This is a genomic window from Fervidibacillus halotolerans, from assembly GCF_026547205.1.
GTDB classification, from domain to species: domain Bacteria; phylum Bacillota; class Bacilli; order Bacillales; family Caldibacillaceae; genus Fervidibacillus; species Fervidibacillus halotolerans.
In genome coordinates this window covers 1,675,438-1,701,850 of the sequence record NZ_CP106877.1, presented here as the reverse complement: position 1 = coordinate 1,701,850, position 26,413 = coordinate 1,675,438, and the positions used below count along the sequence as shown (strand labels likewise).

Genomic DNA, 26,413 nt, shown 5'->3' with positions numbered 1-26,413 from the left:
TTAACGGTTATTTGTCCCATCGATCTACTTCTCATTTTCATAAAAACCTGTCATAATAAAGGAAGTCCGAAGGTTAAGATTAGACAGCCCTAAATAAATACGTTAAAATTTTTAAAAACACCTATTCTATCGATCCATGAAAAAAACGATTTTGTTCATTTCATTTTCCCAGGATTGGGGTTTTACGTGGTATTCGTTTACGGATAGGGGATTTTTTACGATGAGGGAATGGGCCGGTTGGTGATGGAACACATGCGGATAAATTGCTTAATATTTAAGAACGGAGGTTTTTCGGATGAGTGAAGAGGATGTAAAAACCATTCCCCTCCTACCGCTTCGAGGCTTACTTGTCTTTCCAACGATGGTATTGCACCTTGATGTCGGGAGAGAAAGGTCAGTTCATGCGTTAGAAAAAGCGATGTTAGATGAACATTTCATTTTTTTGACCGCTCAAAAAGATGCGACTGTTGAAGAACCGGATGAAGATGATATATACCATATGGGAACCGTTGCCCAAGTAAAACAAATGTTAAAACTTCCAAACGGTACGATTCGCGTCCTCGTCGAAGGATTAAAACGGGCAAAAATCGAAAAAATCATCGATAAAGGCACGTACTATTCCGTTATCGTAAAAACATTTGAGGATGACAACACGAAGGATTTGGAAAAAGAAGCACTGATTCGCACGATGTTGGATTTTTTCCACCAATACATAAAAATTTCGAAAAAAATATCCGCAGAGACATTCGCCACCGTCCAAGATATCGAAGAACCGGGCAGACTTGCTGACCTCATCGCTTCCCACCTGCCTTTGAAGATAAAAGAAAAGCAAGCAATATTGGAAACGATTGATGTAAAAGAACGTATGAATCGTATTATTACAATATTAAATAATGAGAAGGAAGTTTTACAACTCGAAAAGAAAATTGGACAGCGAGTTAAGCGTTCAATGGAGAGGACCCAAAAGGAATATTTTTTAAGGGAACAAATGAAGGCGATTCAAAAGGAACTCGGTGAGAAGGAAGGAAAAACAGGAGAAGTTGAAAATTTAAAGAAAAAATTAAAAGAAGCGAAAATGCCGAAACATGTCTATGAAACGGCTTTGAAAGAGTTGGACCGTTACGAAAAAATACCGAATACATCTGCAGAAAGTGCCGTAATCCGAAATTATATCGATTGGTTAATCGCCTTGCCTTGGTCTAAATCGACGACGGATGATTTAAATATTCAACGGGCGGAACGAATTTTAAATGAAGATCATTACGGTTTGGAAAAAGTAAAGGAACGGGTATTAGAATATTTAGCCGTCCAAAAATTAACAAATTCAATGAAAGGTCCAATCCTTTGTTTAGTTGGTCCGCCTGGAGTTGGAAAAACTAGTTTGGCAAGATCTATCGCCAGATCATTGAAACGTAAATTCGTTCGCATTTCTTTAGGTGGGGTTCGGGATGAATCAGAAATTCGTGGACATAGGCGTACGTATGTCGGCGCGATGCCGGGGAGAATTATTCAAGGGATGAAAAAAGCAGGAACGATTAATCCTGTTTTCCTTTTAGATGAAATCGACAAAATGTCTTCTGATTTTCGAGGAGATCCGTCCGCTGCTCTTTTGGAAGTGCTAGATCCTGAGCAAAATAAAAACTTTAGTGATCATTATATTGAAGAACCGTATGACTTATCAAAGGTCATGTTTATCGCAACGGCAAACGATTTATCGACGATTCCTATTCCCCTCAGGGACCGTATGGAGATTATATCAATTGCCGGCTATACGGAAATTGAAAAATTACATATTGCTAAAGACTATTTGATTATAAAACAAATTGAAGAACATGGCTTAAAAAAGAGCCAATTACAAATTCGAGATGACGCGATTATGGCGATTATTCGATATTATACGAGGGAAGCAGGAGTACGGGAATTAGAACGGAAAATCGCCTCGATTTGCCGAAAAACAGCCCGAATCATTACATCTGAAGAGAAAAAAAGAGTGATCGTAACAGAGAAAAAATTAGAAGAATTTTTAGGGAAAAAATTATACCGATATGGACAAAAGGAATCGAACGATCAAATTGGGGTCGCAACGGGACTCGCATATACAGTATTCGGTGGTGATACGTTACAAATTGAAGTCGCCCCCGTCCCTGGAAAAGGAAAATTAGTGTTGACAGGGAAGTTAGGGGATGTTATGAAAGAATCGGCTCAAGCGGCCTTTAGTTACGTTCGTTCCATTTCTGAAAAATTAGGAATCGAAAAGGATTTCCACGAAAAGTATGACATTCACATACATGTCCCAGAAGGTGCTGTTCCGAAAGATGGTCCCTCAGCAGGAATTACAATCGCCACCGCTTTAGTTTCCGCCCTTTCTGGAAAGCCGGTTCGAAGGGAAGTTGGAATGACCGGAGAAATTACATTACGTGGACGGGTTTTGCCAATTGGCGGATTGAAGGAAAAAACATTAAGTGCCCATCGAGCGGGATTGACGAAAATCATTTTTCCAAAGGAGAATGAAAAGGATTTAGATGATATTCCTGAAAGTGTGAAAAATAGCCTGACTTTCGTTCCCGTCTCCCATATGGATGAAGTGTTACAACATGCGATAGCAGGTGAATTCAATGAAGATTAAAAATGCCCAATTTATAATTAGTGCAGTATCGAGCGAACAATATCCGAGCGGGAATTTACCTGAAATTGCACTTGCCGGCCGATCGAATGTGGGGAAATCTTCCTTTATTAATACATTGATCGGTAGAAAAAGCCTGGCACGAACGTCTTCAAAACCAGGAAAAACCCAAACATTGAATTTCTATTTAATTAACGATCAATTTTATTTCGTAGATGTTCCCGGTTATGGTTATGCGAAAGTATCGAAAAAACAAAGGGAATCTTGGGGGAAGATGATTGAAAAATATTTAATGGAGAGACCCCAATTAAAGGGAGTGGTCATCATCGTTGATCTTCGTCATCCCCCGACAGAAGACGATCGGTTGATGTACGATTTTTTAAAACATTATCAAATTCCAGTTCTTATCATTGCTACGAAGGCGGATAAAATTCCCCGTGGTAAATGGAATAAACATTTAAACATTGTGAAAGAAACGCTCAACTTATCCCCTTCTGACCCAATCGTTCTATTTTCTTCGGAAAAGGGGATTGGGAAAGAGGAGGCGTGGCGAGAACTAGAAAAATGGATCGGTGAAGAACATTTTTCAAATGAATAGGATGGGAAGAAGGGGCAGTTTAAAAGTACAGCCCCTTTCTTCGTAAATGAAATAAAGTAGATTTCATTTCGGTTGTGGCGTTTTCCGCAGGTACGGACTTAAGGGTCCTCGACACGGAAATTCGTCTGTAAGGTTTTCGGTTCGTCTTGTTCCATAAGAAGTAGCCCGTTCCTTCCCTTTCATCAATCGATTTTCCCTGGAATTTGATTAAAAAAGAGCACAAAAAAATCGTCCAATCTAGTAGATTATTCGGCAACCAATCGAATGTTACAGAAAGGACGATTTTTTATGAGCAATCAAAAGATAACTACTGAAGATTATAATACCCAAACAACCATTCCACTTTTTCAATCGATCGATTAATTTCGTTTAAAAATAAATAAATATAAACCGATCAAGATGACCACAATCGGCCAAAGGGAATAAAAATCCATCAGTTTTCGTTCGACGGAGCCGAACCAATTAAAAATATTCATAGAAAATAATTGAAAAAGTGCTAAAAAAATAAATAACCAAGCGTACATCGCCCCTGCGTGGGTTTTTTGTTGTTGAAGAAAAAAACCTAAAGCGATGAATAGTAGAATGACTCCGAAATGGTCCAATTGAATATCGAATATGGTTACGATATGAAAATGAACGCCTAGGCCAATGAATAAGATCGACGGTATAATAAAACCGTATTCTTTGCCAGCATATGCTTGGAACAAAAAGGCAATTCCGATAATGATCAACAGGCTAGGCCAATGGAATAAAGGAGAAGGTGCCAAAAAATCTTGTAAAATAGCATATAACCCAAATCCAATTAAAACAATACCTGGAAAAATTCGCAGCCTTTTCATCAAACACCCTCTTTTCACGAATTTGTTACAATTTAATAACTTGCAACCTCGAACCTTTTTTGTTACGGTAAAAATAGATTTCTATTGTACTAATTATTAAAGGATAATCTTTTTAATTTCTTATTTTTCTCTAACATGGTTAATCATACCATATCAATTTTTTCATATTCAATTATTCTGGGAAGAACGAATGATCAAAGAACTGAGGGGTAAGAAGGGGTGTCCAATTTGCAATTGATCGTCGTCGGCCTCAATTATAAAACAGCCCCGGTTGAAATTCGAGAACGATTGTCATTTCAAGAAACTCATTTAGAAGATGGGATGCTGGAGCTGAACGATTCGAAAAGCATTTTGGAAAATGTTATTATTTCCACTTGTAATCGAACAGAGGTTTATGCGGTGGTGGAGCAACTTCACACTGGAAAACAGGAAATTAAACAGTTTTTAGAAGATTGGTTTCAAATACGAAAGGAATCATTCGAACCATATTTATACATTTATGAAAATGACGAGTTAGTGAAACATCTATTTCGGGTTACCTGTGGATTAGATTCGATGATTTTAGGTGAAACACAAATTTTAGGGCAAGTAAAATTGAGTTTTCTTCGAGCTCAAAAAATCGGTGTAACAAATACGATATTCAATCAATTGTTTAAAGATGCAGTTACGGTCGCAAAGAAGGCCCATTCGGAAACGGAAATTGCCGATCATCCCGTTTCCGTCAGTTATGCTGCAGTCGAATTGGCGAAGAAGATTTTCGGAAATTTGTCGAATAAGAAAGTTTTAGTCATTGGTGCGGGGAAAATGGGTGAATTGGCGTTAAAAAATTTACAAAGTAGTGGCGCATCCGACATTACGATCATGAATCGGACCTATGAAACTGCCTTGAAAGTTGCTGAAAAATTCGCTGCCCATGCATGTACCTTTGACGAATTTGAAAAACGTCTTTTCGATGCGGATATCGTTATCAGCTCTACCGGTGCAAAGGATTATATCATTACGAAACCGTTGGTGGAAAAATTAGTGAAATTAAATAATCAAAAACCGATGTTTTTCGTAGATATTGCCGTTCCTAGGGATATCGATCCTCGCATTAACGAATTTTCTTCCGTTTTTCTTTACGATATTGACGATTTGGAAGGAATTGTAGAAGCGAATATTTCTGAAAGGGAACGTGCAGCTATCCAGATTGAAGAAATGGTAGAAGATGCCACTTTAAATTTTAACAAATGGTTTAACACCCTTGATGTCGTTCCGTTAATTGCATCGTTACGGGAAAAGGCATTTACTATTCAAAAACAAACGATGGATAGTTTGGAAAAGAAACTTCCCGACTTAAGTGAACGGGAGAAAAAAGTAATCGGAAAGCATATGAAAAGCATTGTGAACCAATTATTAAAGGATCCGATTGTACAAATTAAAGAACTCGCTTCCAAACCGAATGGGGAAGATGCGCTGAATTGCTTTAAACATATTTTCGACTTAAAACAAGGGGAAGATGAATGGATCAAGCAACCAGTGAAGGACCATCATCGAAAGCAAGATGTTGCATCCACCGAATTTATGACCCGTAAACATTTCTTATAAAAAATCGGATGGAGACAAAATGGATTGGAGCAGGTCCGCCTAATCGGGCCTTTTTTATGTACCCGCTCCATTTTGAAATTTACGTTCAATAAGGAGTTTGTCCGATGGGTGAACAGATCCTTTTACGATTGCATGAATGGATGTTGATTCTTTATGCACTGAGTATATGTTTCTATTTTTACGATTTTCTTTTTCATAGCAGGAGGGCTAATCGATTTGCATATATTTTTCTCTTTGCCGTCTGGCTCGTGCAAACCTCTCTGCTGATCGTCTATATGAATACGTTGAATCGCTTTCCGATTTTGACGATCTATGAAGGAATTTATTTTTATGTATGGGTTCTTATTACCCTTTCCCTTTTTGTTAATCGATATTTAAACATCCCGTTCCTCGTGTTTTTTACGAATGTTTTCGGTTTCATTTTAATCGTCATTTTTAGTGCTGCGCCCTTTCGTTGGTCATCCAATGTTTTAGCTGAGGGTTTTGCTTCGGATGCATTGTTCCTTCATATAACATTGTCCTTAATGGCATATGCATCTTTTTCCGTTTCATCGATGTTTTCCATATTATATTCCTGAAATATTCATAGCTACAAATCCCATTTGATAAAATTTGTTAAATTAGTTGAAAATAACGGTATTTAATTAAGAACCGTAGCCAATTCATAAAATAACTGAATTTTCAATAGAACAACTCTGGTATTTTGGGCATACTTCCCCCTTGACTGAAAAATTTATTTTTTTCAGTTATGAGAAGTATTCTATTGGTCATTCCAATTGTAGTTTTTGAATTCGATTCAGTACATCCCAAAAGAAATTTTGATACACAAAACTCGATGATAGTTTGAAGTAAAGGGATCTGCCTGATTTCACGACTTTACTTGCCGCTTTAATTAACCGAGTACGTATCGTATCAATTTGCATAGTTTTTTGACCTTCCGGAAAACAAAGAGTTCGTAACCAATTGGTCAAATTATATGCAAGAAGTGTTAACATCATTTTTACTTCGTTCACTAGAAAAGCGTGGCTATTCATATGATCAAAGTAAAAGCCATTTTTTGCTTCTTTGATATAGTTTTCCATCGTCCCTCTTTTTTGATAAGCTCGGACGATATCTTGAGGAAAAGCTAATTCAAAGTTAGTAACAAAAAAGGAATGGGTAAAGAACAGCTCACCTGCAGGACGTACCGATTGAATAATCACCCTTCTTGGTTTTGACCATGATTTTGCTTGGTAAATCGTTTCTTCATAATAGGTTTCCGTCTTGGAAACATCTAAAGGTGCGGAAGAAGGATGGTATTCCTTCGCTAAACTTTGTAGTTGTGAATTCGATTTCAACCGAATAATATACAAAACAGATTCTTCTTCACACAGATCGTATAATCCCGGAACAGCAAACCCGCTATCTCCACGAAGAAACAGGGTAGTTTCCGGAAACATTTCGTTATAATGTTTAATGAGAGGCCGAATAAATTCCACCACACCATTTGATGTATAAACATTTCCGGGACGGAGTTGTGCTTTCAAAAAGTCACCAGTCGCACCATCAAAGGCGACTAATGGATGAAAACCCATCGTGCCATAATGAGTATTATATGACGAAGATTCTTGGTCCCCATATGTATCCGAATGAGTCGAATCCAAGTCGATAAATAACTCTTTCGATTGTCGAAAACAATGAATCTTATCAAGCATTTCTTGGTTAGCCAGATTTAATTGTTCAATTGAATCTTTATCAAATCGTGTATAAAAGCGAGACAAACTGGGCTGGGAAGCAAGTGTTGGAGTTTCAATGATTTCCTTAAACACAGGATCATGAGTCAACTGATCAGCCGCATCATCTTCCGCATACCCGGCAATGATTTGATAGACTTTTTGACGTAACAAGTTTTCATTTGAATGAAGATAATATTTCCTTGAATCGTTAAGTCTCAAGTACTTAACTAAAGTCTTTGAAAAACCAATTTTTTCATCGAATTCTCTAAAAAGAAACTCACCTGTATCGGAGGAAAGAGAACCTCCATCATTTGACAATTTAATTTTATGATTGAAATCAAGTGTTTTTTGCGTTAAAGTAACCATATAAAGAGTCCTTTCTGTTTGGTTTTTGTTTTGGTTACTTTAACTTTAACAGAAATGGATTCTTTTTTCATTTTTTTAATGAATTACAATAAAGCCGAAAAGGCTTGGTAATCCATAAGTTATAATAAGTTTCTGAATTTCTGTGAATAATTCAGGTATATTATTTCCAGTATCGTTTGCTGAAGCGAAAAATCTGGAAAAAACGATTGTGGCGCTTAGGTGACTTGAACCGTTTAGAAAAGCTGTCGTCCATTTTTAATTTTTTAGGAATTCCCCTATTATTAATAGGATTGATTCTCGGTTTGCAATGGGCGTTTATTAAAATTCCTGATATCGATCTTATTGATTGGAAAATTATCGGATCCTTTTGCATCCTCCTTGTATACAGTTGGATTTTATATCAAAACATGCATAAAAAATTAAATGGTATCCGTTTTGCCTTTTGGAACTGGGCCGCCTTTTTAGTCGTTTTAATTAATTTCTTCCTGCTAGGAAAATTCTCGAATTTTCATATTTGGTATTCTTAAAATAGATCTGTTCAAAGCTATGATCGAATTTTAATAAACTTGAGGGGAAAGAGAAAATGGAGAAGAAGATGAGAAAAATAATCGTCGGAACAAGACGGAGCAAATTGGCGCGAACCCAAACGAAATGGGTGATCGAAAAACTCAAACAAATTGGCGCCCCTTTCCAATTTGAAATAAAGGAAATTGTGACGAAAGGGGATCAAATATTAAACGTTACGTTGTCGAAGGTTGGGGGGAAGGGCTTGTTTGTAAAGGAAATCGAACATGCCCTATTGAATAAAGAGATCGATTTCGCTGTACATAGTATGAAGGATATGCCAGCGATTTTACCTGAAGGACTTGTCATCGGTGCTGTTCCTGAACGGGAAGACCCTCGGGATGTGTTAATTACAAAAAGTGGCCAATCGCTGGATGAATTGCCCAAGGGTTCGGTTATCGGAACGAGTAGTTTACGTAGAAAAGCCCAATTGTTAGTTCATCGACCGGACATCCATATTAAATGGATTCGGGGAAATATTGATACCCGATTAAAAAAATTAAAAGGAAACGATTATGATGGAATAATTTTAGCTGCTGCAGGGTTAAAACGGCTTGGATTGGAAGAACAAAATTTGGACTACTTACCCCTTTCTCGATTTATTCCAGCAGTCGGTCAAGGCGCATTAGCCATCGAATGTCGTGAGGATGATTTGGATCTTCGAAAATGGCTAGATCGGATTAATTGCCCGGATACAAATCGAGCTGTACGAGCGGAACGGACTTTTTTAGGAGAAATGGAAGGTAGTTGTCAAATACCGATTGGCGGACATGCAACCCGATCGGAAAGTGGCGAGTTAGAATTGACCGCTTTCGTTGCATCCCCTGATGGACAAACGATATACAAAGAGAACGTTTCAGGAACAGATCCTGAATCATTAGGTCGACAGGCGGCGAGTCGACTTAGTGAACGGGGAGCTAAGGAATTGATTGCAAACGTTTTACGTCAAATCGAAGGCTGATGGAAGTATAGGGGGTGCGATACATTGGCAATAAGAAAGGGGACGTTGGAAGGAAAAAACTGTTTGATTATGAGAGACCCTTCACAAGCCAATTCATTAATCGAAGGGTTAAAAAACTATGGAGCAAATCCAATTCTCGTTCCCTTGATTTCGTTTCGAAAGAGAGAATTGACGAAACGTGAACAGATGTATTTACAACAACTTTCAAAATATGACTGGCTTGTGTTTACAAGTCAAAACGGGGTGAAATTTTTCCTCGAATATGTAGAGAAACATCATCTTTCCATTCCTAAGCAAATAAATGTGGCTGCCGTTGGAAAAAAAACGAGTAAATATTTAGAGGAAAGGGGAATCCGAGTCGATTTTATTCCTAAACATTTTACCGGTAAAACACTAGCAGAAGATATGAAAACTTTTATTCGACAGGGAATGAAAATTTGCGTAATTAAAGGGAATTTAGCCAAGTCAATTGTCCGCGATGAACTTAACCAATTAGGAGCTTTTGTCGATGAACTAATCATTTATGAGACGGTTTTCCCTGAGGAAAATCGAAAAGGCCTGTTGGAAAAAATGTCCCAATTAGATGATGGTGTACTCATTTTCACAAGTCCATCCACTGTGGAACATTTTTGGAATATTTTATCGGAAAATGGAAAGCTGGAACAAATCCATGGAAAGTGGATTGCCTCAATCGGACCAGTGACAAAAGAGGCATTGGAATCTTACGGAATGCCCGTCCATATTTGTCCAGATGAATTTACTATAGAAGGATTAATAAGGGAGATTCATGCTTTTTTCAATAAAAAGTAAACGCTTAATGGAAGAAACGTATAATCATTCACATCTTTATTACAAGGTGGAAATCGATTAGTCACAGGGAGGAACGAACATGGAAGAAATTGACTTTAAAAGGCATCGGCGCCTTCGGAAAAATGCTTTCATGCGGGATTTAGTTCGGGAAAATCATTTGAGCACAGATGACCTCATTTATCCACTTTTCGTTGTTGAAGGAGAAAAAATTCGAAATCCAGTACCGTCCATGCCTGGAATTGAACAAATTTCCCTCGATTATTTAGCGGATGAAATTCGAGAGTTACAAACCCTCGGTATTAAAGCTGTATTACTATTTGGTATTCCGAACGAAAAGGACCATGTCGGATCGGGTGCCTATGATGAAAATGGAATCGTACAAAAAGCGATTCAATTAATTAAATCGGAAGTTCCTGAAATGCTTGTCATTGCCGATACTTGTCTTTGCGAATATACGGATCACGGCCATTGTGGATTGATCATCGATGGAGAAGTTGCCAATGATCCATCGTTACAATTACACGTGAAAACGGCAATTAGTCAAGCGAAGGCTGGTGCGGATATTATCGCTCCATCTAATATGATGGACGGATTTGTAAAAGCCATTCGGAAAGGACTCGATAATAATGGCTTTTCGTACGTTCCAATTATGTCGTATGCGGTTAAATATGCTTCAGCCTTTTATGGACCGTTTCGAGATGCTGCCGATAGTGCTCCCCAATTCGGAGATCGAAAAACGTATCAAATGGATCCAGCCAATCGATTAGAAGCGTTACGGGAAGCGGAGGCAGACGTGGAGGAAGGTGCCGATTTTCTCATTGTAAAACCGGGGATGCCGTATATGGACATCATTCGCGATGTGAAAAACGCTTTTCACCTACCTATTGTTGCCTATAATGTAAGTGGTGAATACTCGATGGTAAAGGCGGCCGCCTTAAACGGTTGGATCGACGAAAAACAAATCGTTATGGAATTATTGACTGGGTTCAAACGGGCAGGAGCAGATTTAATCATTACGTATTTTGCAAAGGACGTAGCTAAATGGTTAAATGAATCCTCCTTAAAACAAGGAAAAAAAGCATAATAGAAATGAGGGAATAGACATGGGATATGAACGATCGAAACGAGCTTATGAAGAAGCTGTTCAATTGATGCCGGGGGGCGTAAATAGTCCAGTACGTGCCTTCCGTGCTGTCGGGATGAATCCCATTTTTATGGAACGGGGAAAAGGTGCAAAAATATACGATATTGATGGCAATGAATATATCGACTACGTTCTCTCTTGGGGTCCGCTCATCCTCGGTCACGCAAATGATAAAGTCGTAGAACGTTTAAAAGAAGTAGTAGAAGTGGGGACGAGCTTCGGTGCACCGACGGTTATTGAAAGCAAACTCGCCCGTCTCGTAATGGAGAGGGTGCCTTCGATAGAAATGATTCGGATGGTCAACTCGGGTACGGAAGCGACGATGAGTGCATTGAGACTGGCAAGGGGCTATACCGGTCGAAATAAAATCGTCAAATTCGAGGGCTGTTACCACGGACATGGGGATTCCCTTTTAATTAAAGCAGGATCTGGCGTGGCGACCCTCGGACTTCCCGATAGTCCAGGTGTACCGGAAAGCACAGCAAGAAATACGATTACCGTACCTTATAATGATTTGGAACGTGTGAAAATTGCCTTCGAAAAATATGGAGATGATATCGCAGCCGTTATTGTCGAACCGATTGCTGGAAATATGGGTGTTGTACCACCAATTCAAGGATTTCTCGAAGGGTTAAGGGAAGTTACGGAGCATTATGGTTCGTTATTAATATTTGACGAAGTGATGACTGGATTCCGTGCCGATTATGCGAGTGCCCAAGGATTATATCAAATTACACCTGACCTTACTTGTTTAGGAAAAGTGATTGGCGGTGGCTTGCCAGTTGGAGCCTATGGTGGAAAAGCGGAAATCATGGAAAAAGTAGCCCCCAGTGGTCCTGTTTATCAAGCGGGGACTTTATCCGGTAATCCTTTGGCGATGACGGCTGGATACGAAACGTTACGCCAGTTGACAAAAGAAGATTATGAGCAATTTCGTCGTAAAGGGGAAAAATTGGAAAAAGGCTTCCGGAAGGCTGCTGAAAAATATGATATTCCACTCACAGTGAATCGTGCTGGATCAATGATTGGCATTTTCTTTACGGATCAACCTGTCGTTAACTATGAAAGTGCAAAAACATCCGATTTAACATTGTTTGCCGACTATTATCGGGCGATGGCAGATCAAGGCATTTTCCTTCCTCCGTCACAATTTGAAGGGTTGTTTTTATCCACCGCCCATACCGATGAACTGATTGAAAAAACAATTCGAAGTGCTGAGGTCGCGTTTCAAAAAATTGCCCAGTCTAGGTAAAAAACGATCCAGTCCACTTTTCGTTAGACGGAAAATCTACGTTAAGGAGACAAACCGGAATTGTCCGACCAAACCCATTGTTGATGAAAGGAAAAGTGGCGGAATCCAGTGGGAACAGTACGAACCGAACATCTCGCAGACGAGCTAGCGAGTGGAAAAGGTAGGCTGCGTATTCGGAATGCGTCGCCACCGAAATGAAAACAATCGAATTTCATTTACGAAGAAAGGGACTGTTCATTTTGGACAGTCCTGTTTTTTATTCAGAAAATCATGCAATCCATCAATAAGGGTAAACAAGGTTTTCTTCATAAATTATAAAAGAAAATCATACATTGTATTAAGTTAGAAAGAAATTGACAGAAATATTGGGCTTTTTAGAAATGGAAGGGGGAGACCATGACAAATACGAATAGACCGATGACATTAAAATTTTCGTTGGAAGAGACGGTATGGTTTCGAAAGGGGGATGAAATTCAAGAACTCATTAATTTATCTCTGGAACCGAATGTGACGATTCAAGAATTAAACCATTTCATAACGATTCAAGGTTCCCTCGATCTTCATGGAGAATACAAATCGGCAGAACCATCGGATGAACAGGACGAAACATTATCCTTTACCGGGCAAAAATTTGCCAATGTATTAGAGACGAGGGATGAGGGAATATGTGAATTTTCTTACCATTTCCCAGTTGATATAACCATTCCGAAGACGAGGGTAAAGAACATAGATGAAATCGATCTTCTCATTGATATGTTCGATTATCGTATCGTGGAAAATAATTGTTTGCAAGTTTCAACGGATCTTTTAGTAACAGGTGTTTATAATGAAATCCCAACGAATGATTTGGAAGAAACGAACGTAAGGGATACGGATGAGGAATGGACGAGTGATTTTATGGAAAACGAACAATATTACAATAGACCTGAAACAGAACCCTCACTATCCCCTTTGGAAGATTTAGAAGAGGAACCATTCGATATAAGTGTTGAAGCAACGAAGCGGGAGAAGTCAGAAGATGTCAGTGAACCCCATGAACAAATCCCCATTCAAATTTTTCCTCATTCGACCGATGAGATTGAAGAGTTAACGTTGGATTCGATTGAACATGCACAGGAAAAAAAGGTTGAGAAAAAAGAACGGAAAATTGAACATCAATCATTGGCAAATGAAACAAAAGAAAATCTGGTTACGGAAAAAGCGATGGAATCAAACGATATATTGGATACAAACAAAGGGGAGTTAGAGGATAAAGGATATGCATCGAAGGAAAGAGCCGATGTTCCAAAGGAAGATAAAGATCCGGTATACAGTGATGGAATTCAGGAAAAAGGGGAGAAAAAGGAAAATCTCGAACTTGTTGGAAGTAGCCGGGGGGATATGATCTCCCAGAGGGATTTAGAACAATTTTGGCACGAAGACACCGTCCAAGGTAAAGATTTGGAAAAACAGATGGCCTTTCGTTCAACTGCCTCAAATGATTCCCGCACGTCAGAAGAAAGGACGGGAATGGTAGACGAAATGAATGATTCCAAATTAGAGGAACCGATGGGTCAAGATAAAGAACATAGAGATGATCGGGAAGACAAAAACATCCATTATCAATCCCAGGAAAATACAAACGGGGAAGAAAAGCCAATATCGTTAACCGAATATTTTGCGAGAAAGGAAGAGCCGAAATCTACTCGTATGACCGTTTACATCGTACAGGAAGATGATCAGTTAAGCGATATTGCGGAAAAATATGATATACAAATTTCCCAATTATTGCGCATGAATCGTTTAGATACTCAACACGAAGTGTATGAAGGGCAAGTATTATTCATACCGCAAAATGAAAAGGTTGTCCATTCGGACGACTGATCAATCTTAAAAATAAAAATGGATCCTCCATATAAATGAATTAACGGATGAAAAGTGGTATTCGAAGGCCGATACAAGGCTAATCGAATGGCCTTTTTTTTATTATGTATCGCATGAAACAAACCGTTTTTACATCGGAAAATATCGACTTCAACAAACAGGTGGGATGCATGCAAGATGAATTATGAAGAGATTGTTGAGATTTTAAACCATTATCAAATTCGACCGTATGAGATAGAAAAAAAGGGAAAGGTTTACAAAATCAGTAGTCGGGAGGGTATGTTCGCATTAAAAAAAACGACTGTCCAACAATTTCAACGATTCCTTTTCCATCTCCAATATTTGAATAATCAAGGCTTTTACCAATTCATCCCAATTCTTCCTACGATCAGTGGAACATACGCGGTCAATTACGGGGATGAACTTTTTTATTTAATGCCTTGGTTTTCGGAAAAAAAGGATGAAAACATCATGGAGAAACTGTTCCGTGAATTAGGGCGTCTCCATACACTTTCAGTAAAAGAATGGAAGATCGATCAGGAAATGGTGGAAAACCATTATCATCGGACGAAGGAAAAATGGGAGGGAGAGGTCGGTTTTTTAGAGGCATTTATCGATCTATGTGAAAATAAATGGTATATGTCTCCCTTTGAATGGAAATTTGTTGAATATTTTTATGAGTTTCGAAAAGCGTACGATTATGCCTTCCATCAATTACATTTATGGAAAGATGAAATCGAAAGGGAAGGAATCATCCGTTCTGTGCTCATTCACGGAAATAGTGGGAAAGATCATTTTTTGTTTTCCGATCAAGGGAAAGGCTATTTTATTAGTTGGGAAAAAAGTCGGTTTTCCTCTCCCTTCTTCGATGTGTTACCTCTATTGAAACAAACGTTGCACACTTACCCATTTCATTGCGATCAATGCCTTCATTGGTTAGATGCATATTTCAAATATTTTCCACTTAAAACCGAGGAGGAAAGACTAATGAAGGGATATTTAGCCCAGCCTGGATTTATCATTTCCACCATCCAATCTTATCAAACTACCCAGGAGAGGAATAAAGAGTATATTTTCACGAGAAGATTGACAAAACATTATTGGTTATTAAAAAATACGGAATATGTCGTTATGAAATTAGAAGAACGGAATAATAATCTTGAATGATTGAATGTTTCGATTCCTTTAGAAAATATCTAAATAGTAGGCGATTGCGATGAGAAGGAAAAAAATAAGCAAAAAGACATCGAGAGTGGTCGGAAAGATTAATGTTCGAATCGCTTGAAAGATCGTAAAAGGGATAATCAGTTGACCTACTAACCTTCGAATCGTCCGCAACCAACTTGGCATTAAATACGGATTTATTCTTCTTCGCATCCGTTCCACCTCCAAAAAGAAATATTATCTTATATCATCTTATGAAATGAAAAAGAAAATAAGTCAAAGATCTAGGATACTGAACTTTGCGAAAAATGCCGATTGTTTTTGTATAAGGAGAAAAAAACAGGAAATAATGATTGACGGAGCGATTTCCTTTTAATAAAATAATGAATAAATGAATTGAAAGGTAAGAAATGCTTTGAGCGGGAGGAGTACAACAGTTTTTTCCTTTCAGAGAGGGAAACCTTTGGTGGAAGTTTCCTAGGAAATCTGTTGGAAGGTCGCCCAGGAGCAGCTTTTGTGAAATCGAGTAACAAAAGCCGGTTAAAACCGTTATCTTCAATGAGAGCCGGGTGGATTACACATTCAGGAAGTGTATAAGACCCGTGAATAAAGGTGGTACCGCGAAATCCCTATTCGTCCTTTACACGAATGGGGTTTTTTTATTTTCCTGATCCGATGTGATGTATATTTTGATGAAAAATGTTAAAAAGATAAGGAGGTTTTTACAATGGAAGGTAAGGAAATTTCCATGCCGACGAAATATGATCCGAAATCCGTTGAAGAAGGCCGTTACCAGTGGTGGGTTGAAAAAGGTTTTTTTCAAGCGACCGATGATCCTGAAAAAAAACCGTATTCAATTGTTATTCCACCGCCAAATGTAACGGGAAAACTACATCTCGGTCATGCTTGGGATACGACATTACAAGATATTATTACCCGAATGAAACGAATGCAAGGTTATGACGTACTTTGGTTACCTGGAATGGATCATGCGGGGATTGCTACACAGGCGAAGGTGGAGGAAAAACTTCGAAAAGAAGGGAAATCCCGATATGACCTTGGTCGAAGTAAATTTTTAGAAGAAACTTGGCGTTGGAAGGAAGAATATGCTCGTCATATACGCTCCCAATGGGCGAAACTCGGACTTGGACTCGACTACAGTCGGGAACGTTTTACCCTCGATGAAGGATTGTCCAAAGCAGTTCAAGAAGTTTTCGTTTCCCTGTACAAAAAGGGTCTAATTTATCGAGGAGAATATATTATTAACTGGGATCCGGTTACAAAAACGGCCCTTTCCGATATCGAAGTAATCTATAAAGATATACAAGGTGCATTGTATCATATGCGTTATCCATTGAAAGATGGATCCGGATATATTGAAATCGCCACAACGAGACCGGAAACGATGCTCGGAGATACTGCTGTAGCCGTTCATCCAGATGACGAACGATACAAACATCTAATTGGAAATACGGTCATCTTGCCAATTGTTGGAAGGGAGATTCCGATTATCGCCGATGAATACGTCGATATGGAATTTGGCTCCGGTGCAGTGAAAATTACCCCAGCTCATGATCCAAACGATTTTGAAGTCGGTAATCGGCACGATTTGGAACGGATTTTAGTGATGAATGAAGATGGAACGATGAATGAAAAGGCTGGAAAATATAACGGAATGGACCGGTTTGAATGTCGAAAACAAATTGTTAAAGATCTACAAGAACAAGGTGTACTTATTAAGATTGAAGAACACGTTCATTCCGTCGGTCATTCGGAAAGAAGCGGAGCCGTTATCGAACCGTACTTGTCCACCCAATGGTTCGTTAAAATGAAGCCGTTGGCGGAAGCGGCGATTCAATGGCAAAAATCGGAAGAAAAAGTTCATTTCGTTCCCGAACGTTTTGAAAAGACGTATTTACATTGGATGGAAAATATTCGCGATTGGTGTATCTCTCGCCAATTATGGTGGGGACACAGAATTCCTGCCTGGTATCATAAAGAAACGGGAGAAATTTATGTTGATTCCAATCCGCCTAAGGATATTGAAAACTGGGAGCAAGATCCGGATGTCCTCGACACATGGTTTAGTTCAGCCCTATGGCCCTTTTCCACGATGGGATGGCCGAATACGGAGTCTTCCGATTACAACCGATATTACCCGACGAATTGTTTAGTAACTGGTTACGACATTATTTTCTTCTGGGTTTCTCGAATGATTTTCCAAGGTATTGAATTTACTGGGAAACGACCTTTCCAAGATGTACTAATCCACGGTCTTGTTAGGGATGCACAAGGAAGGAAAATGAGTAAGTCCCTCGGTAACGGTGTCGATCCGATGGAAGTCATCGAACAATACGGTGCCGATTCCTTACGTTATTTTCTAGCAACAGGTTCTTCGCCAGGTCAAGATTTACGTTTCAGTACGGAAAAGGTGGAAGCGGTTTGGAACTTTGCCAATAAAATATGGAATGCATCCAGATTTGCTTTAATGAATATGGGAGGATTAACGAAGGACGAGATCGATTTAACGGGTGAAAAGACCGTTGCTGATCGTTGGATATTGACACGTCTCAATGATACGATTGAAACGGTTACCCGTTTAGCAGAAAAGTACGAATTTGGAGAAGTTGGAAGGGCTCTTTACAATTTTATTTGGGACGATTTTTGCGATTGGTATATTGAAATGGCTAAACTTCCTTTATACGGGGAAGACGAGGATCAGAAAAAGACGACCCGTTCCGTTCTCGCTTACGTGTTAGACCAAACATTAAGACTCCTCCATCCGTTTATGCCATTTATAACGGAAGAAATATGGAAAAATTTACCGGTAGAAGGAGAATCGATCACCGTCGCTGAATGGCCAAAAGTTCGGGAAGAGTTCAACGATCCAAAAGCTGTGGAAGAGATGAAATTGTTAGTGGACATTATTCGTTCCGTGCGAAATATCCGATCTGAGGTCAATACACCGATGAGTAAGAAAATTAAGATGCTCATAAAAGCGAACGATGAATCCATTTTGCAAAAAATAAATAATAACAGGAAATACATTGAACGATTTTGTAATCCAGAACAGTTGACGTTAGATACATCGATTGAGATGCCGAATAAAGCGATGACTGCCGTTGTAACGGGAGTGGAAATCGTCCTTCCTCTCGAAGGATTAATCAACATCGAAGAAGAAATTGCCCGATTGGAAAAGGAAAAGGAAAAGTTAATGAAGGAAGTTGAACGGGTACAGAAAAAATTATCGAATGAAAACTTCCTTACGAAAGCTCCAGAAAAGGTCGTGGAAGAAGAACGGGCGAAGGAAAAAGACTATACGGAAAAACTAGAGATGGTAAAAGCTAGACTTCAAGAGTTAAAAGGAGTATAAAAAAAGTATAACTAGTAAAAGAAAAAGGGGAGTACTCGGTCGAACCTTTACTCTAAAAAAATGATGGAAACATGTGTTAGAGTAAGACGAAACAGTGGTGTATTGGTTCGTCTTACTCTTTTCTCCAATAAAATTTATATAAGGGTTGGTTTTTATAGAACATGATGGAGGGATGTTTCAATGTTTGCAACAAGTGAAGATGTCATTCGTTGGATTCATGAACAAAAGTCATTAGGAATTAAACCAGGATTGAAACGAATGCAATGGATGATGGAACGTCTCGATTATCCGGAAAGACGCCTTCGGACGATCCATATTGGTGGAACGAATGGAAAAGGTTCGACGACGGCCTTTTTACGGTCCATTTTGCAAGAGGCGGGTTTTGAAGTAGGGACCTTCACTTCTCCGTATATCGAAACATTCCATGAACGTATTAGTGTAAATGGGCAGCCAATTCAAGATGAAGATCTTGTAAAAGCTGCTACGGTGATTAAACCTTTGGCAGACGAATTAAAGGACAGTTCGTTAGGTGCACCGACGGAATTTGAACTGATCACGGCGATCTGTTTTTATTATTTTGCAAATATTCATCCGGTAGACTTCGTTTTAGTCGAAGTAGGTTTAGGTGGACGCCTCGATTCGACGAATATAATCCACCCTCTTTTATCGATAATTACAAATATAGGGTATGACCATATGCATATTCTCGGTTCTACCATTGATCAAATCGCTCGAGAAAAAGCAGGGATTATAAAAAATGGCGTTCCCGTTATCACCGCAAGTTTAAATGAACAGGCAAAAAAAATCATCGAAGAGAAGGCAAAAGAAAAAAAATCTAAATTATACGAATTCGGAAATCATTTTCGAGCAGATAATATCCAAAAGGGGAATTTCCAAGAACAATTTACTGTTACGACTTTATTCCACCAATATGAATCTTTAGCGATATCCTTATTAGGCACCCATCAAATTCGAAATGCATCTGTTGCTGTTATGGCGGCGGAATTGCTAAATACGTATTATTCATTCGTTATAGAGAAAGAGGCTATTTACAATGGATTAAAAAAGGCGACTTGGCCTGGACGATTCGAAATATTGTCGAAAAACCCGGCAATTGTCCTTGACGGGGCTCATAATAAGGAAGGATTGGAAAGTCTTATATTAACAGCAAAAAGACATTTCCCGGATAAAAAGGGGACCGTTCTTTTTACTGCTTTACATGATAAACCTTTGGAAATGATGGTTCAACAATTGGATCGAACCGATTATCACATCGTATTTACACAATTTTCCTTTCCTAGGGCATCGAAGGTTGACGACCTGTATCGCATATCAAATTCGACAAGGAAAGAATTGGCACCAGATTGGCAACAATATTTAGAACAGAAAATCCGAACGTTACATAACGATGAACTACTCATAGTAACTGGATCCTTGTATTTTATTTCGGAAGTGAAGGCTTTCCTTTCTAATAAGGAAATCCGCCCATTTGCGTTAAACGAATCTCGAAATTAAAAAAAGGGTTTATAGGAAAGGAAATCCTTTTACAAAAGATGGGAGCTATTCCAGGTTAACATAAGAAATCCTTCGACCGTTCAAGTTAAATTCCTTAAATTGTGCAAACGTTTGAAAATGAATAAAATCATTATGACAAATTTTACATAATTTGATAAAATATTTCTAAAGTTTTCCTTTTTAAATGGATTTTAACGATGTGATTTAACAATTGTTCTTGTAAAGGAAGATCGATTTCCTGACCGTTGATCTCTTTTTTAAGGCGTGGTTCAAATGTTAGTTGATAAAAATAGACGAATAGTGGTATGGGTTGTTTGGGCAATCGCATTTCCACTCTTATCATGGTATGCCTATGTCATAACCCCCTTTGAAAGGGAAATGAATTGGTTGGGTGTATTCAGTTTTGCCATTCTTTTAATAGGGGCGTCAATGTTACCGATAGTCGTAAATAATACGCCCCTTTCCATTACCCAATGGGTGACATTGGCTGCTTTTTTGAATTTTGGACTGTTTACCGAGCTTATATTAGCTCAAATTGCCGTTTTTGTTGTTCTTTTCCGATTGAAACTTCCGAGAGAACAATGGTATCGGTATCCGTTAAATTCCACGATGTTCGCTTTCGTTTCATTGATCAGTGGTCAGTTTTACTATTTATTAGGTGGAAGCCACGACCAATATACGATCAATGACTTTTCTTTTATTACCTTAGCTATCGGGTATATATTCGTATATTTTTTCGCTAATCAAGGGTTGCTTACTTTATTTCATTTCATTTTTAATAAGACGAAAAAGCAGGTTTTCAGTGAAGATTTTTTTTGGGAACTCCTTTTGTTAATTTGTATTTTCCCCATCGGACTCATTCTGTATTTTTTGTACAATACGATGGGCATTATTAGTACATTTTTGATCGGTTTTCCAGTAATGAGCATGCTTTTAATTTTAAATATTTATTATAATAGCCAACAAATGAACCACTATTTAAAGAAAGCGGTGGAATTCGGACATCGTTTAACGGAACGATTGCAAGAAAATGAAGTGCTCGATGTTTTTATTCAAAATATGATTCAAATTTTTCCTATCGATTATTTATATGTTTTACAAAAAAACAGCGAAGATCAGTTAGAATTATCAAGAAAATACGAACGGGAAAAACCTTCAAATAGCGACCACCCGCCTCGATGGGATGAGATTCCGAAAGATCGATGGCGGATTAAAGAGGCCTTATTGTATAAAGAAAGGAAAGAATGGAAACCGATTTTTGAAGGATATGTCCCGAATGATGCGGAAAGTGTTTTAACGGTACCTGCAATGAAAAATAACGAGCTAACCGGCATGGTTATTATCGCTTCAACGAAAAAACGGATGTATGAAAAGTTTCATTTACACATAATCGATATGCTATCATCCTATTTGGCAATCGCTTTAGAAAATGCTCGCCATTATGAAAAAACGAAACATCAAAGTGAGCGATGTCCCTTAACCCATTTATATAATGCACGAGCCTTTACGGAAAGGCTGGATAGGGAATTTCATCGTCTAAATGGAAAGAAAATTCACGCTTTATCCCTTCTTATTATTGACATCGATCATTTTAAACGGGTAAATGATACGTACGGTCATCAAAGTGGCAACGAGATTCTTTGTCAACTGGCAGACCTTCTTCGAGTTTTAGTCGGAAATAAAGGATTTTTAGCCCGTTACGGAGGAGAAGAATTTGTCGTACTTCTTCCAAATTTGGATAAGGAGAGGGCGAATTTATTTGGTGAACGGATTCGAAAGACGATTGAAGATCGGACGTTTGTTTTGTTTGATGATTTATCCGAAGTTCGTAGAAAGTTAAACGTCCGAATTACCGTTAGTATCGGGGTTGCAACTGCGCCTAAGGATACGGATGATCCGATCACATTGCTTCGATATGCCGATCGGGCCCTTTATAACGGTGCAAAAAGGGTCGGGAGAAATCGAGTTTCCACTTATGTCGGTTGATTCCAACATTTTTAGGGCGTCTGACCAATCTAAAAAGTAGGCAAGTGGTAAGAAAATTTGTTTTTTCCACTTGCTTTTTTATTTTTTCTGGAAGTAACTGGTGATGCCTGCTCCTTTTTAAACGTTATGGGCGAATGACACTGTTCTTTTTTCGAAAAATGTCTAAATTTCACGAAATCCTTTCCCAATGAGGCGACAAAAGTCTCGTTCTTTTTTGTACAAACTGTGATAGGATAAAAAAAACTTTTTAAGGGGGAAGACGGGTGTGGACAAATGCCCAAAGGAGGAAAAAAGGTTCACTTTAAAAATCAATGGGAAGAAAAAATCGACCGACGATCATCTTGTCATCCATAATTGGCAAACGAAAAAGGAAACGGCCGTGACAAAACAAGGGGATTTTTTACAAAGCTATAAAACAATAAAGAAAAAACCGAAGAAAAATAAACGATTAAAAACGAGATTTCCCTCGTTTTATTCAAATAAACAGCAAATGTCCCTAATGAAAGTGTCTATCATCGTCCTTTCTGCTGTAGTAATCGGACTATCCATCGGTTTCTTTTTATTAAAAGTGATCGATAAAGATGGAACTCGAGGCGGGCACCTGGAAAAGGATGCACCGGCTTTCAATGGGAACGTTGGGAGCGAACAGCTCGTTTTACCTGGGAAGGACCTTTTGTTTCTACAACAAGGAGCGTATCAAAATGAAGATTCTGTCAAACAATTGTTAAATCAATACAAACAACATCAATTACCCGCTGCCTATATTCACGATGGAGATTATTATCGCGTTTTCGTCGCGTTAATCAATGATGAGGAATCAGCTAAAAAATTAATGGAATCGTCTTTTTTTCGCGACCATTACGGGGAAACATGGCCGAAAAAGGTCGAGACGAAAGAAAGGATTTTTCGAAACTTAACAGGAGATGAGAAGAAATTTTTAGAAGTAGCTTATTCAATTTTTAATCAACTTGTGGAGGAAGGGACAAAGGCACTTTTACAAGGGGAAAAATATGTTGGGAACTTTGAAGCGATCGACCGTGAAATTGAAAACATACGTTCACTAACAAACATCGAGCAAAAATCGATTCAACAATTACACCAATCTTTGTTAAACGGATATGAACAACTCCAACGTTTTTCAAAAACACGCAAAGTCGAGGAATGGCAAAAAGGACAAGCCGAACTTTTGCAATTTGCTGTTGATTTTTATTTCTTGTAAAGGGTTATGATGATCGGTGAAGAGGAAATTTTTTAAAAGAAAGGTGTGCTAAAATTCAATTTCCTTTGTCAAAAATCGATCAAAGATTCAATTTGCCCTTAGGTTCCTATTGAAAATTGTTATTTTTCTAATGGAAAATTGATGTTTCTGTCATTGTTTGTCGAAGGGCTGTTTGTTACGATAATACGTAAGTATCTCCCTTTTGTACGTATTTTGAACGGGACGGAGATCCGCTCAATGAAAAAATGAAGAGAAGGTGAATGGATTTGACACAACTCATCTTAGCATCTTCTTCACCGCGAAGGAAAGAACTATTAAAATTGCTTCAACAACCCTTCGATGTGATAGCTGCCGAAGTGGATGAACGGATGGATCAATTTTCTTCCCCCGAGGAGACGGTTATGAATCTGGCACGAAAAAAAGCAAAAGCGGTGGCGAAAGATTATCATAACTCTTATGTTATTGGTGCTGATACAATCGTCACCATAGGGAATGAAATTTTGGGGAAGCCAAGGAATGCCCAAGAAGCGAAAAACATGCTCAACTCTCTATCCGGAAAAACACATACCGTATATACAGGAACGGCTATTTTACACGAAGAACAACAGGAGCTATTTGTGGGAAAAGCAGATGTGACTTTTTGGGAACTGTCCGATGAAGAAATCGACCGTTACATTCAATCGGGAGAACCCTTTGATAAAGCAGGTGGCTACGCGATCCAAGGATACGGGGCTCTTTTTGTAAAAAAAATACACGGTGATTATTATTCGGTCGTCGGATTTCCAATTGGAAAGGTTTATCGTGTACTGAAAAAAATGGGATATCCTTTTAAAAATGAGAAAAACTAATTATTCAAGGATCTTTACGTCTTTGAAAGGAAGCAAAAATCAGTTTGCATAATGAAAAGCTAAAAAAGGAGGTTATAAACATATCCGTGGATTCGTTGTTCATTAAAGATTTTCCAAAGGAAGAAAGACCTCGGGAACGATTTATCCACCAAGGTCCCAAAAGTCTCTCCAATCAAGAGCTTCTGGCTATTTTGCTTCGAACCGGATCGAAATCCGAATCTGTTCTCCAATTATCCCAACGATTATTGAAACATTTTAATGGATTGCGAATGCTAACGGATGCTTCTTTAGATGAATTAACTCAGTTGAAGGGGATTGGAACGGCAAAGGCGATTCAAATACTTGCCGCTGTTGAATTAGGTCGAAGGATTGCGAATTTAGCTTATCACGACCGGTATGTAATCCGTTCGCCTGAAGATGGGGCAAAATATGTAATGGAAGATATGCGTTTTTTAACCCAAGAACATTTCGTTTGTCTCTATTTGAATACGAAAAATCAAGTACTCCATCGGCAAACGATTTTTATCGGAAGCTTAAATGCATCCATCGTCCATCCGAGGGAAATTTTCCGCGAAGCCTTCCGACGATCTGCCGCTTCCATTATTTGTCTTCACAATCATCCTTCAGGCGATCCGACACCGAGTCGAGAAGATATTGAAGTAACGAAACGGTTAGTAGAAAGTGGAAAAATTTTGGGCATTGAAATTTTGGATCATATTATCATCGGAGATAAAAGATATGTTAGTATGAAAGAAAAGGGTTATTTGTAACTATTATTTTTTTGGATATTGATATATAATTATGTCTATGGCTTGGTTTATTAAAACGTCCTTGGGCGGATCGTACGATAGATAACGAATACGTTCATTTTTCGTAAATTATTGAGAAATTGTAACATCATCTGCTATAGGACAGACAGAATTTGTTTCAGAAAGGGAGATACGGACCATGTTTGGAATTGGTGCGAAAGATTTAGGGATTGATTTAGGAACTGCAAATACACTTGTATATATTAAAGGGAAAGGTGTCGTACTTAGGGAACCATCTGTTGTGGCTTTTCAAACCGATACAAAACAGATCGTTGCAGTCGGAAATGATGCGAAAAATATGATTGGAAGGACTCCTGGGAATGTGATTGCACTTCGACCGATGAAAGATGGAGTCATTGCCGATTACGAAACGACGGCAAAGATGATGAAATATTTTATTAATCAAGCATATAAGAAAACAGGATTCGGTCGAAAACCGTATGTGATGGTGTGTGTTCCATCAGGAATAACCGCCGTTGAGGAACGGGCAGTAAAAGATGCGACTCGTCAAGCTGGAGCAAGGGACGCATATACGATTGAAGAACCTTTTGCTGCTGCAATTGGGGCAGACTTGCCTGTATGGGAACCGACTGGAAGTATGGTTGTCGATATCGGTGGAGGCACGACGGAAGTAGCTATTATCTCATTAGGAGGTATTGTAACGAGTCAATCCATCCGAGTAGCTGGCGATGAGATGGATGAGGCGATTATCAGTTATATTCGGAAAAATTATAATTTAATGATCGGTGATCGGACGGCTGAAACGATAAAAATGGAAATCGGTTCGGCTGGCATGCCCGAAGGAATCGATAGTATGGAAATTCGCGGCCGCGATCTAGTTACAGGATTGCCAAAAACGATTGAAATTACTGCAGAAGAGGTTGCCAAAGCCCTTCATGATACGGTCTATGCGATTATCGAAGCTGTTAAAATGACCTTGGAAAAAACCCCACCAGAACTTGCTGCAGATATTATGGATCGGGGAATTGTGTTGACAGGTGGGGGTGCACTTTTGAGAAATTTGGACAAGGTGATTAGTGAAGAGACGAATATGCCTGTTTTAATTGCAGAAAATCCGCTCGATTGTGTCGCCATTGGAACGGGTAAAGCACTGGATAATATCGATGTTTTCAAAAATCGACCTAAAGATTTACGTTGAGAAATGAAGAGGTGTAAA

General features: G+C 38.6%; 21 protein-coding genes and 1 other annotated feature. Of the genes, 18 read left to right on the top strand and 3 right to left on the bottom strand.

The features are described 5' to 3' along the window. Nucleotides 1-295 precede the first annotated feature (295 nt). Together lon and yihA are read left to right on the top strand one after the other, a co-directional pair. Nucleotides 296-2,626, top strand: a complete 2,331-nt coding sequence (gene lon, locus OE105_RS08180) for an endopeptidase La (RefSeq protein ID WP_275419713.1) — start codon at nt 296-298, stop codon at nt 2,624-2,626. Then, entirely contained in the window at nt 2,616-3,221 is a 606-nt protein-coding gene (gene yihA, locus OE105_RS08175) for a ribosome biogenesis GTP-binding protein YihA/YsxC (RefSeq protein WP_275419712.1), read from the top strand. The genes lon and yihA overlap by 11 nt, the downstream gene beginning before the upstream one ends. Nucleotides 3,222-3,580: 359 nt before the next feature. Here yihA and OE105_RS08170 read toward each other — a convergent pair whose 3' ends face one another. Further along, complete coding sequence (locus OE105_RS08170; RefSeq protein ID WP_275419711.1) at nt 3,581-4,060, bottom strand: hypothetical protein; 480 nt, start codon at nt 4,058-4,060, stop codon at nt 3,581-3,583. A 228-nt stretch (nt 4,061-4,288) separates the two neighbouring features. Here OE105_RS08170 and hemA point away from each other — a divergent pair, with 228 nt between their 5' ends. Further along, a complete protein-coding gene (gene hemA, locus OE105_RS08165; RefSeq protein ID WP_275422140.1) occupies nt 4,289-5,647 on the top strand; it encodes a glutamyl-tRNA reductase in 1,359 nt (452 codons plus the stop codon). A gap of 104 nt (nt 5,648-5,751) precedes the next feature. Then, entirely contained in the window at nt 5,752-6,225 is a 474-nt protein-coding gene (locus OE105_RS08160) for a HemX family protein (RefSeq protein ID WP_275419710.1), read from the top strand. 189 nt (nt 6,226-6,414) lie between these two features. On the opposite strand, the gene OE105_RS08155 is transcribed toward OE105_RS08160, so the two are convergent. Further along, a complete protein-coding gene (locus OE105_RS08155) occupies nt 6,415-7,728 on the bottom strand; it encodes an IS1380-like element ISBco1 family transposase (RefSeq protein ID WP_017550355.1) in 1,314 nt (437 codons plus the stop codon). 206 nt (nt 7,729-7,934) lie between these two features. Between OE105_RS08155 and OE105_RS08150 the strand changes: the two genes are divergently transcribed. The 7 genes from OE105_RS08150 to ysxE all read left to right on the top strand — a co-directional run bounded on the left by OE105_RS08150 (nt 7,935) and on the right by ysxE (nt 15,489). Beyond that, the gene (locus OE105_RS08150) at nt 7,935-8,255 is read left to right on the top strand and encodes a cytochrome c biogenesis protein CcsA (RefSeq protein ID WP_275419709.1); all 321 of its coding nucleotides are present in this window, start codon (nt 7,935-7,937) and stop codon (nt 8,253-8,255) included. A 68-nt stretch (nt 8,256-8,323) separates the two neighbouring features. Continuing rightward, nucleotides 8,324-9,253, top strand: coding sequence for a hydroxymethylbilane synthase (gene hemC, locus OE105_RS08145; RefSeq protein WP_275422139.1), 930 nt, complete (start codon nt 8,324-8,326; stop codon nt 9,251-9,253). Nucleotides 9,254-9,277: 24 nt separating this feature from the next. Then, the gene (locus tag OE105_RS08140) at nt 9,278-10,063 is read left to right on the top strand and encodes a uroporphyrinogen-III synthase (protein WP_275419708.1); all 786 of its coding nucleotides are present in this window, start codon (nt 9,278-9,280) and stop codon (nt 10,061-10,063) included. A 79-nt stretch (nt 10,064-10,142) separates the two neighbouring features. Then, the gene (hemB, locus tag OE105_RS08135) at nt 10,143-11,147 is read left to right on the top strand and encodes a porphobilinogen synthase (RefSeq protein WP_275419707.1); all 1,005 of its coding nucleotides are present in this window, start codon (nt 10,143-10,145) and stop codon (nt 11,145-11,147) included. A 19-nt stretch (nt 11,148-11,166) separates the two neighbouring features. Further along, nucleotides 11,167-12,459 (top strand): glutamate-1-semialdehyde 2,1-aminomutase, encoded by a 1,293-nt coding sequence (gene hemL, locus OE105_RS08130; RefSeq protein WP_275419706.1) that lies wholly within the window; start codon nt 11,167-11,169, stop codon nt 12,457-12,459. 396 nt (nt 12,460-12,855) lie between these two features. Further along, nucleotides 12,856-14,322: a LysM peptidoglycan-binding domain-containing protein gene (locus OE105_RS08125; RefSeq protein WP_275419705.1), complete on the top strand. Its 1,467-nt coding sequence runs from the start codon at nt 12,856-12,858 to the stop codon at nt 14,320-14,322. 177 nt (nt 14,323-14,499) lie between these two features. Then, nucleotides 14,500-15,489, top strand: a complete 990-nt coding sequence (gene ysxE / locus OE105_RS08120; RefSeq protein ID WP_275419704.1) for a spore coat protein YsxE — start codon at nt 14,500-14,502, stop codon at nt 15,487-15,489. Nucleotides 15,490-15,507: 18 nt separating this feature from the next. Here the strand turns inward: ysxE and OE105_RS08115 are convergent, their stop codons facing one another. Beyond that, nucleotides 15,508-15,699, bottom strand: a complete 192-nt coding sequence (locus tag OE105_RS08115; RefSeq protein ID WP_275419703.1) for a hypothetical protein — start codon at nt 15,697-15,699, stop codon at nt 15,508-15,510. Between the two features lie 193 nt (nt 15,700-15,892). Next, nucleotides 15,893-16,130 (top strand) — a binding site (T-box leader). Nucleotides 16,131-16,213: 83 nt separating this feature from the next. On the opposite strand from OE105_RS08115, the gene OE105_RS08110 reads away from it, so the two are divergent. The 7 genes from OE105_RS08110 (at nt 16,214) to OE105_RS08080 (ending at nt 26,395) form a co-directional block, all read left to right on the top strand. Next, nucleotides 16,214-18,859 (top strand): valine--tRNA ligase, encoded by a 2,646-nt coding sequence (locus tag OE105_RS08110; RefSeq protein WP_275419702.1) that lies wholly within the window; start codon nt 16,214-16,216, stop codon nt 18,857-18,859. Between the two features lie 180 nt (nt 18,860-19,039). Further along, nucleotides 19,040-20,374, top strand: coding sequence for a bifunctional folylpolyglutamate synthase/dihydrofolate synthase (locus OE105_RS08105; protein WP_275419701.1), 1,335 nt, complete (start codon nt 19,040-19,042; stop codon nt 20,372-20,374). A gap of 273 nt (nt 20,375-20,647) precedes the next feature. Further along, entirely contained in the window at nt 20,648-22,360 is a 1,713-nt protein-coding gene (locus OE105_RS08100; protein ID WP_275419700.1) for a sensor domain-containing diguanylate cyclase, read from the top strand. A gap of 265 nt (nt 22,361-22,625) precedes the next feature. Continuing rightward, entirely contained in the window at nt 22,626-23,579 is a 954-nt protein-coding gene (locus OE105_RS08095) for an SPOR domain-containing protein (protein WP_275419699.1), read from the top strand. A 266-nt stretch (nt 23,580-23,845) separates the two neighbouring features. Beyond that, nucleotides 23,846-24,427, top strand: a complete 582-nt coding sequence (locus OE105_RS08090) for a Maf family protein (protein WP_275419698.1) — start codon at nt 23,846-23,848, stop codon at nt 24,425-24,427. Between the two features lie 86 nt (nt 24,428-24,513). After that, on the top strand, nt 24,514-25,197 hold the full coding sequence (radC, locus tag OE105_RS08085) for a RadC family protein (RefSeq protein ID WP_420842506.1): 684 nt from the start codon (nt 24,514-24,516) through the stop codon (nt 25,195-25,197). Between the two features lie 178 nt (nt 25,198-25,375). Beyond that, a complete protein-coding gene (locus OE105_RS08080; RefSeq protein WP_275419697.1) occupies nt 25,376-26,395 on the top strand; it encodes a rod shape-determining protein in 1,020 nt (339 codons plus the stop codon). Nucleotides 26,396-26,413: the final 18 nt, after the last annotated feature.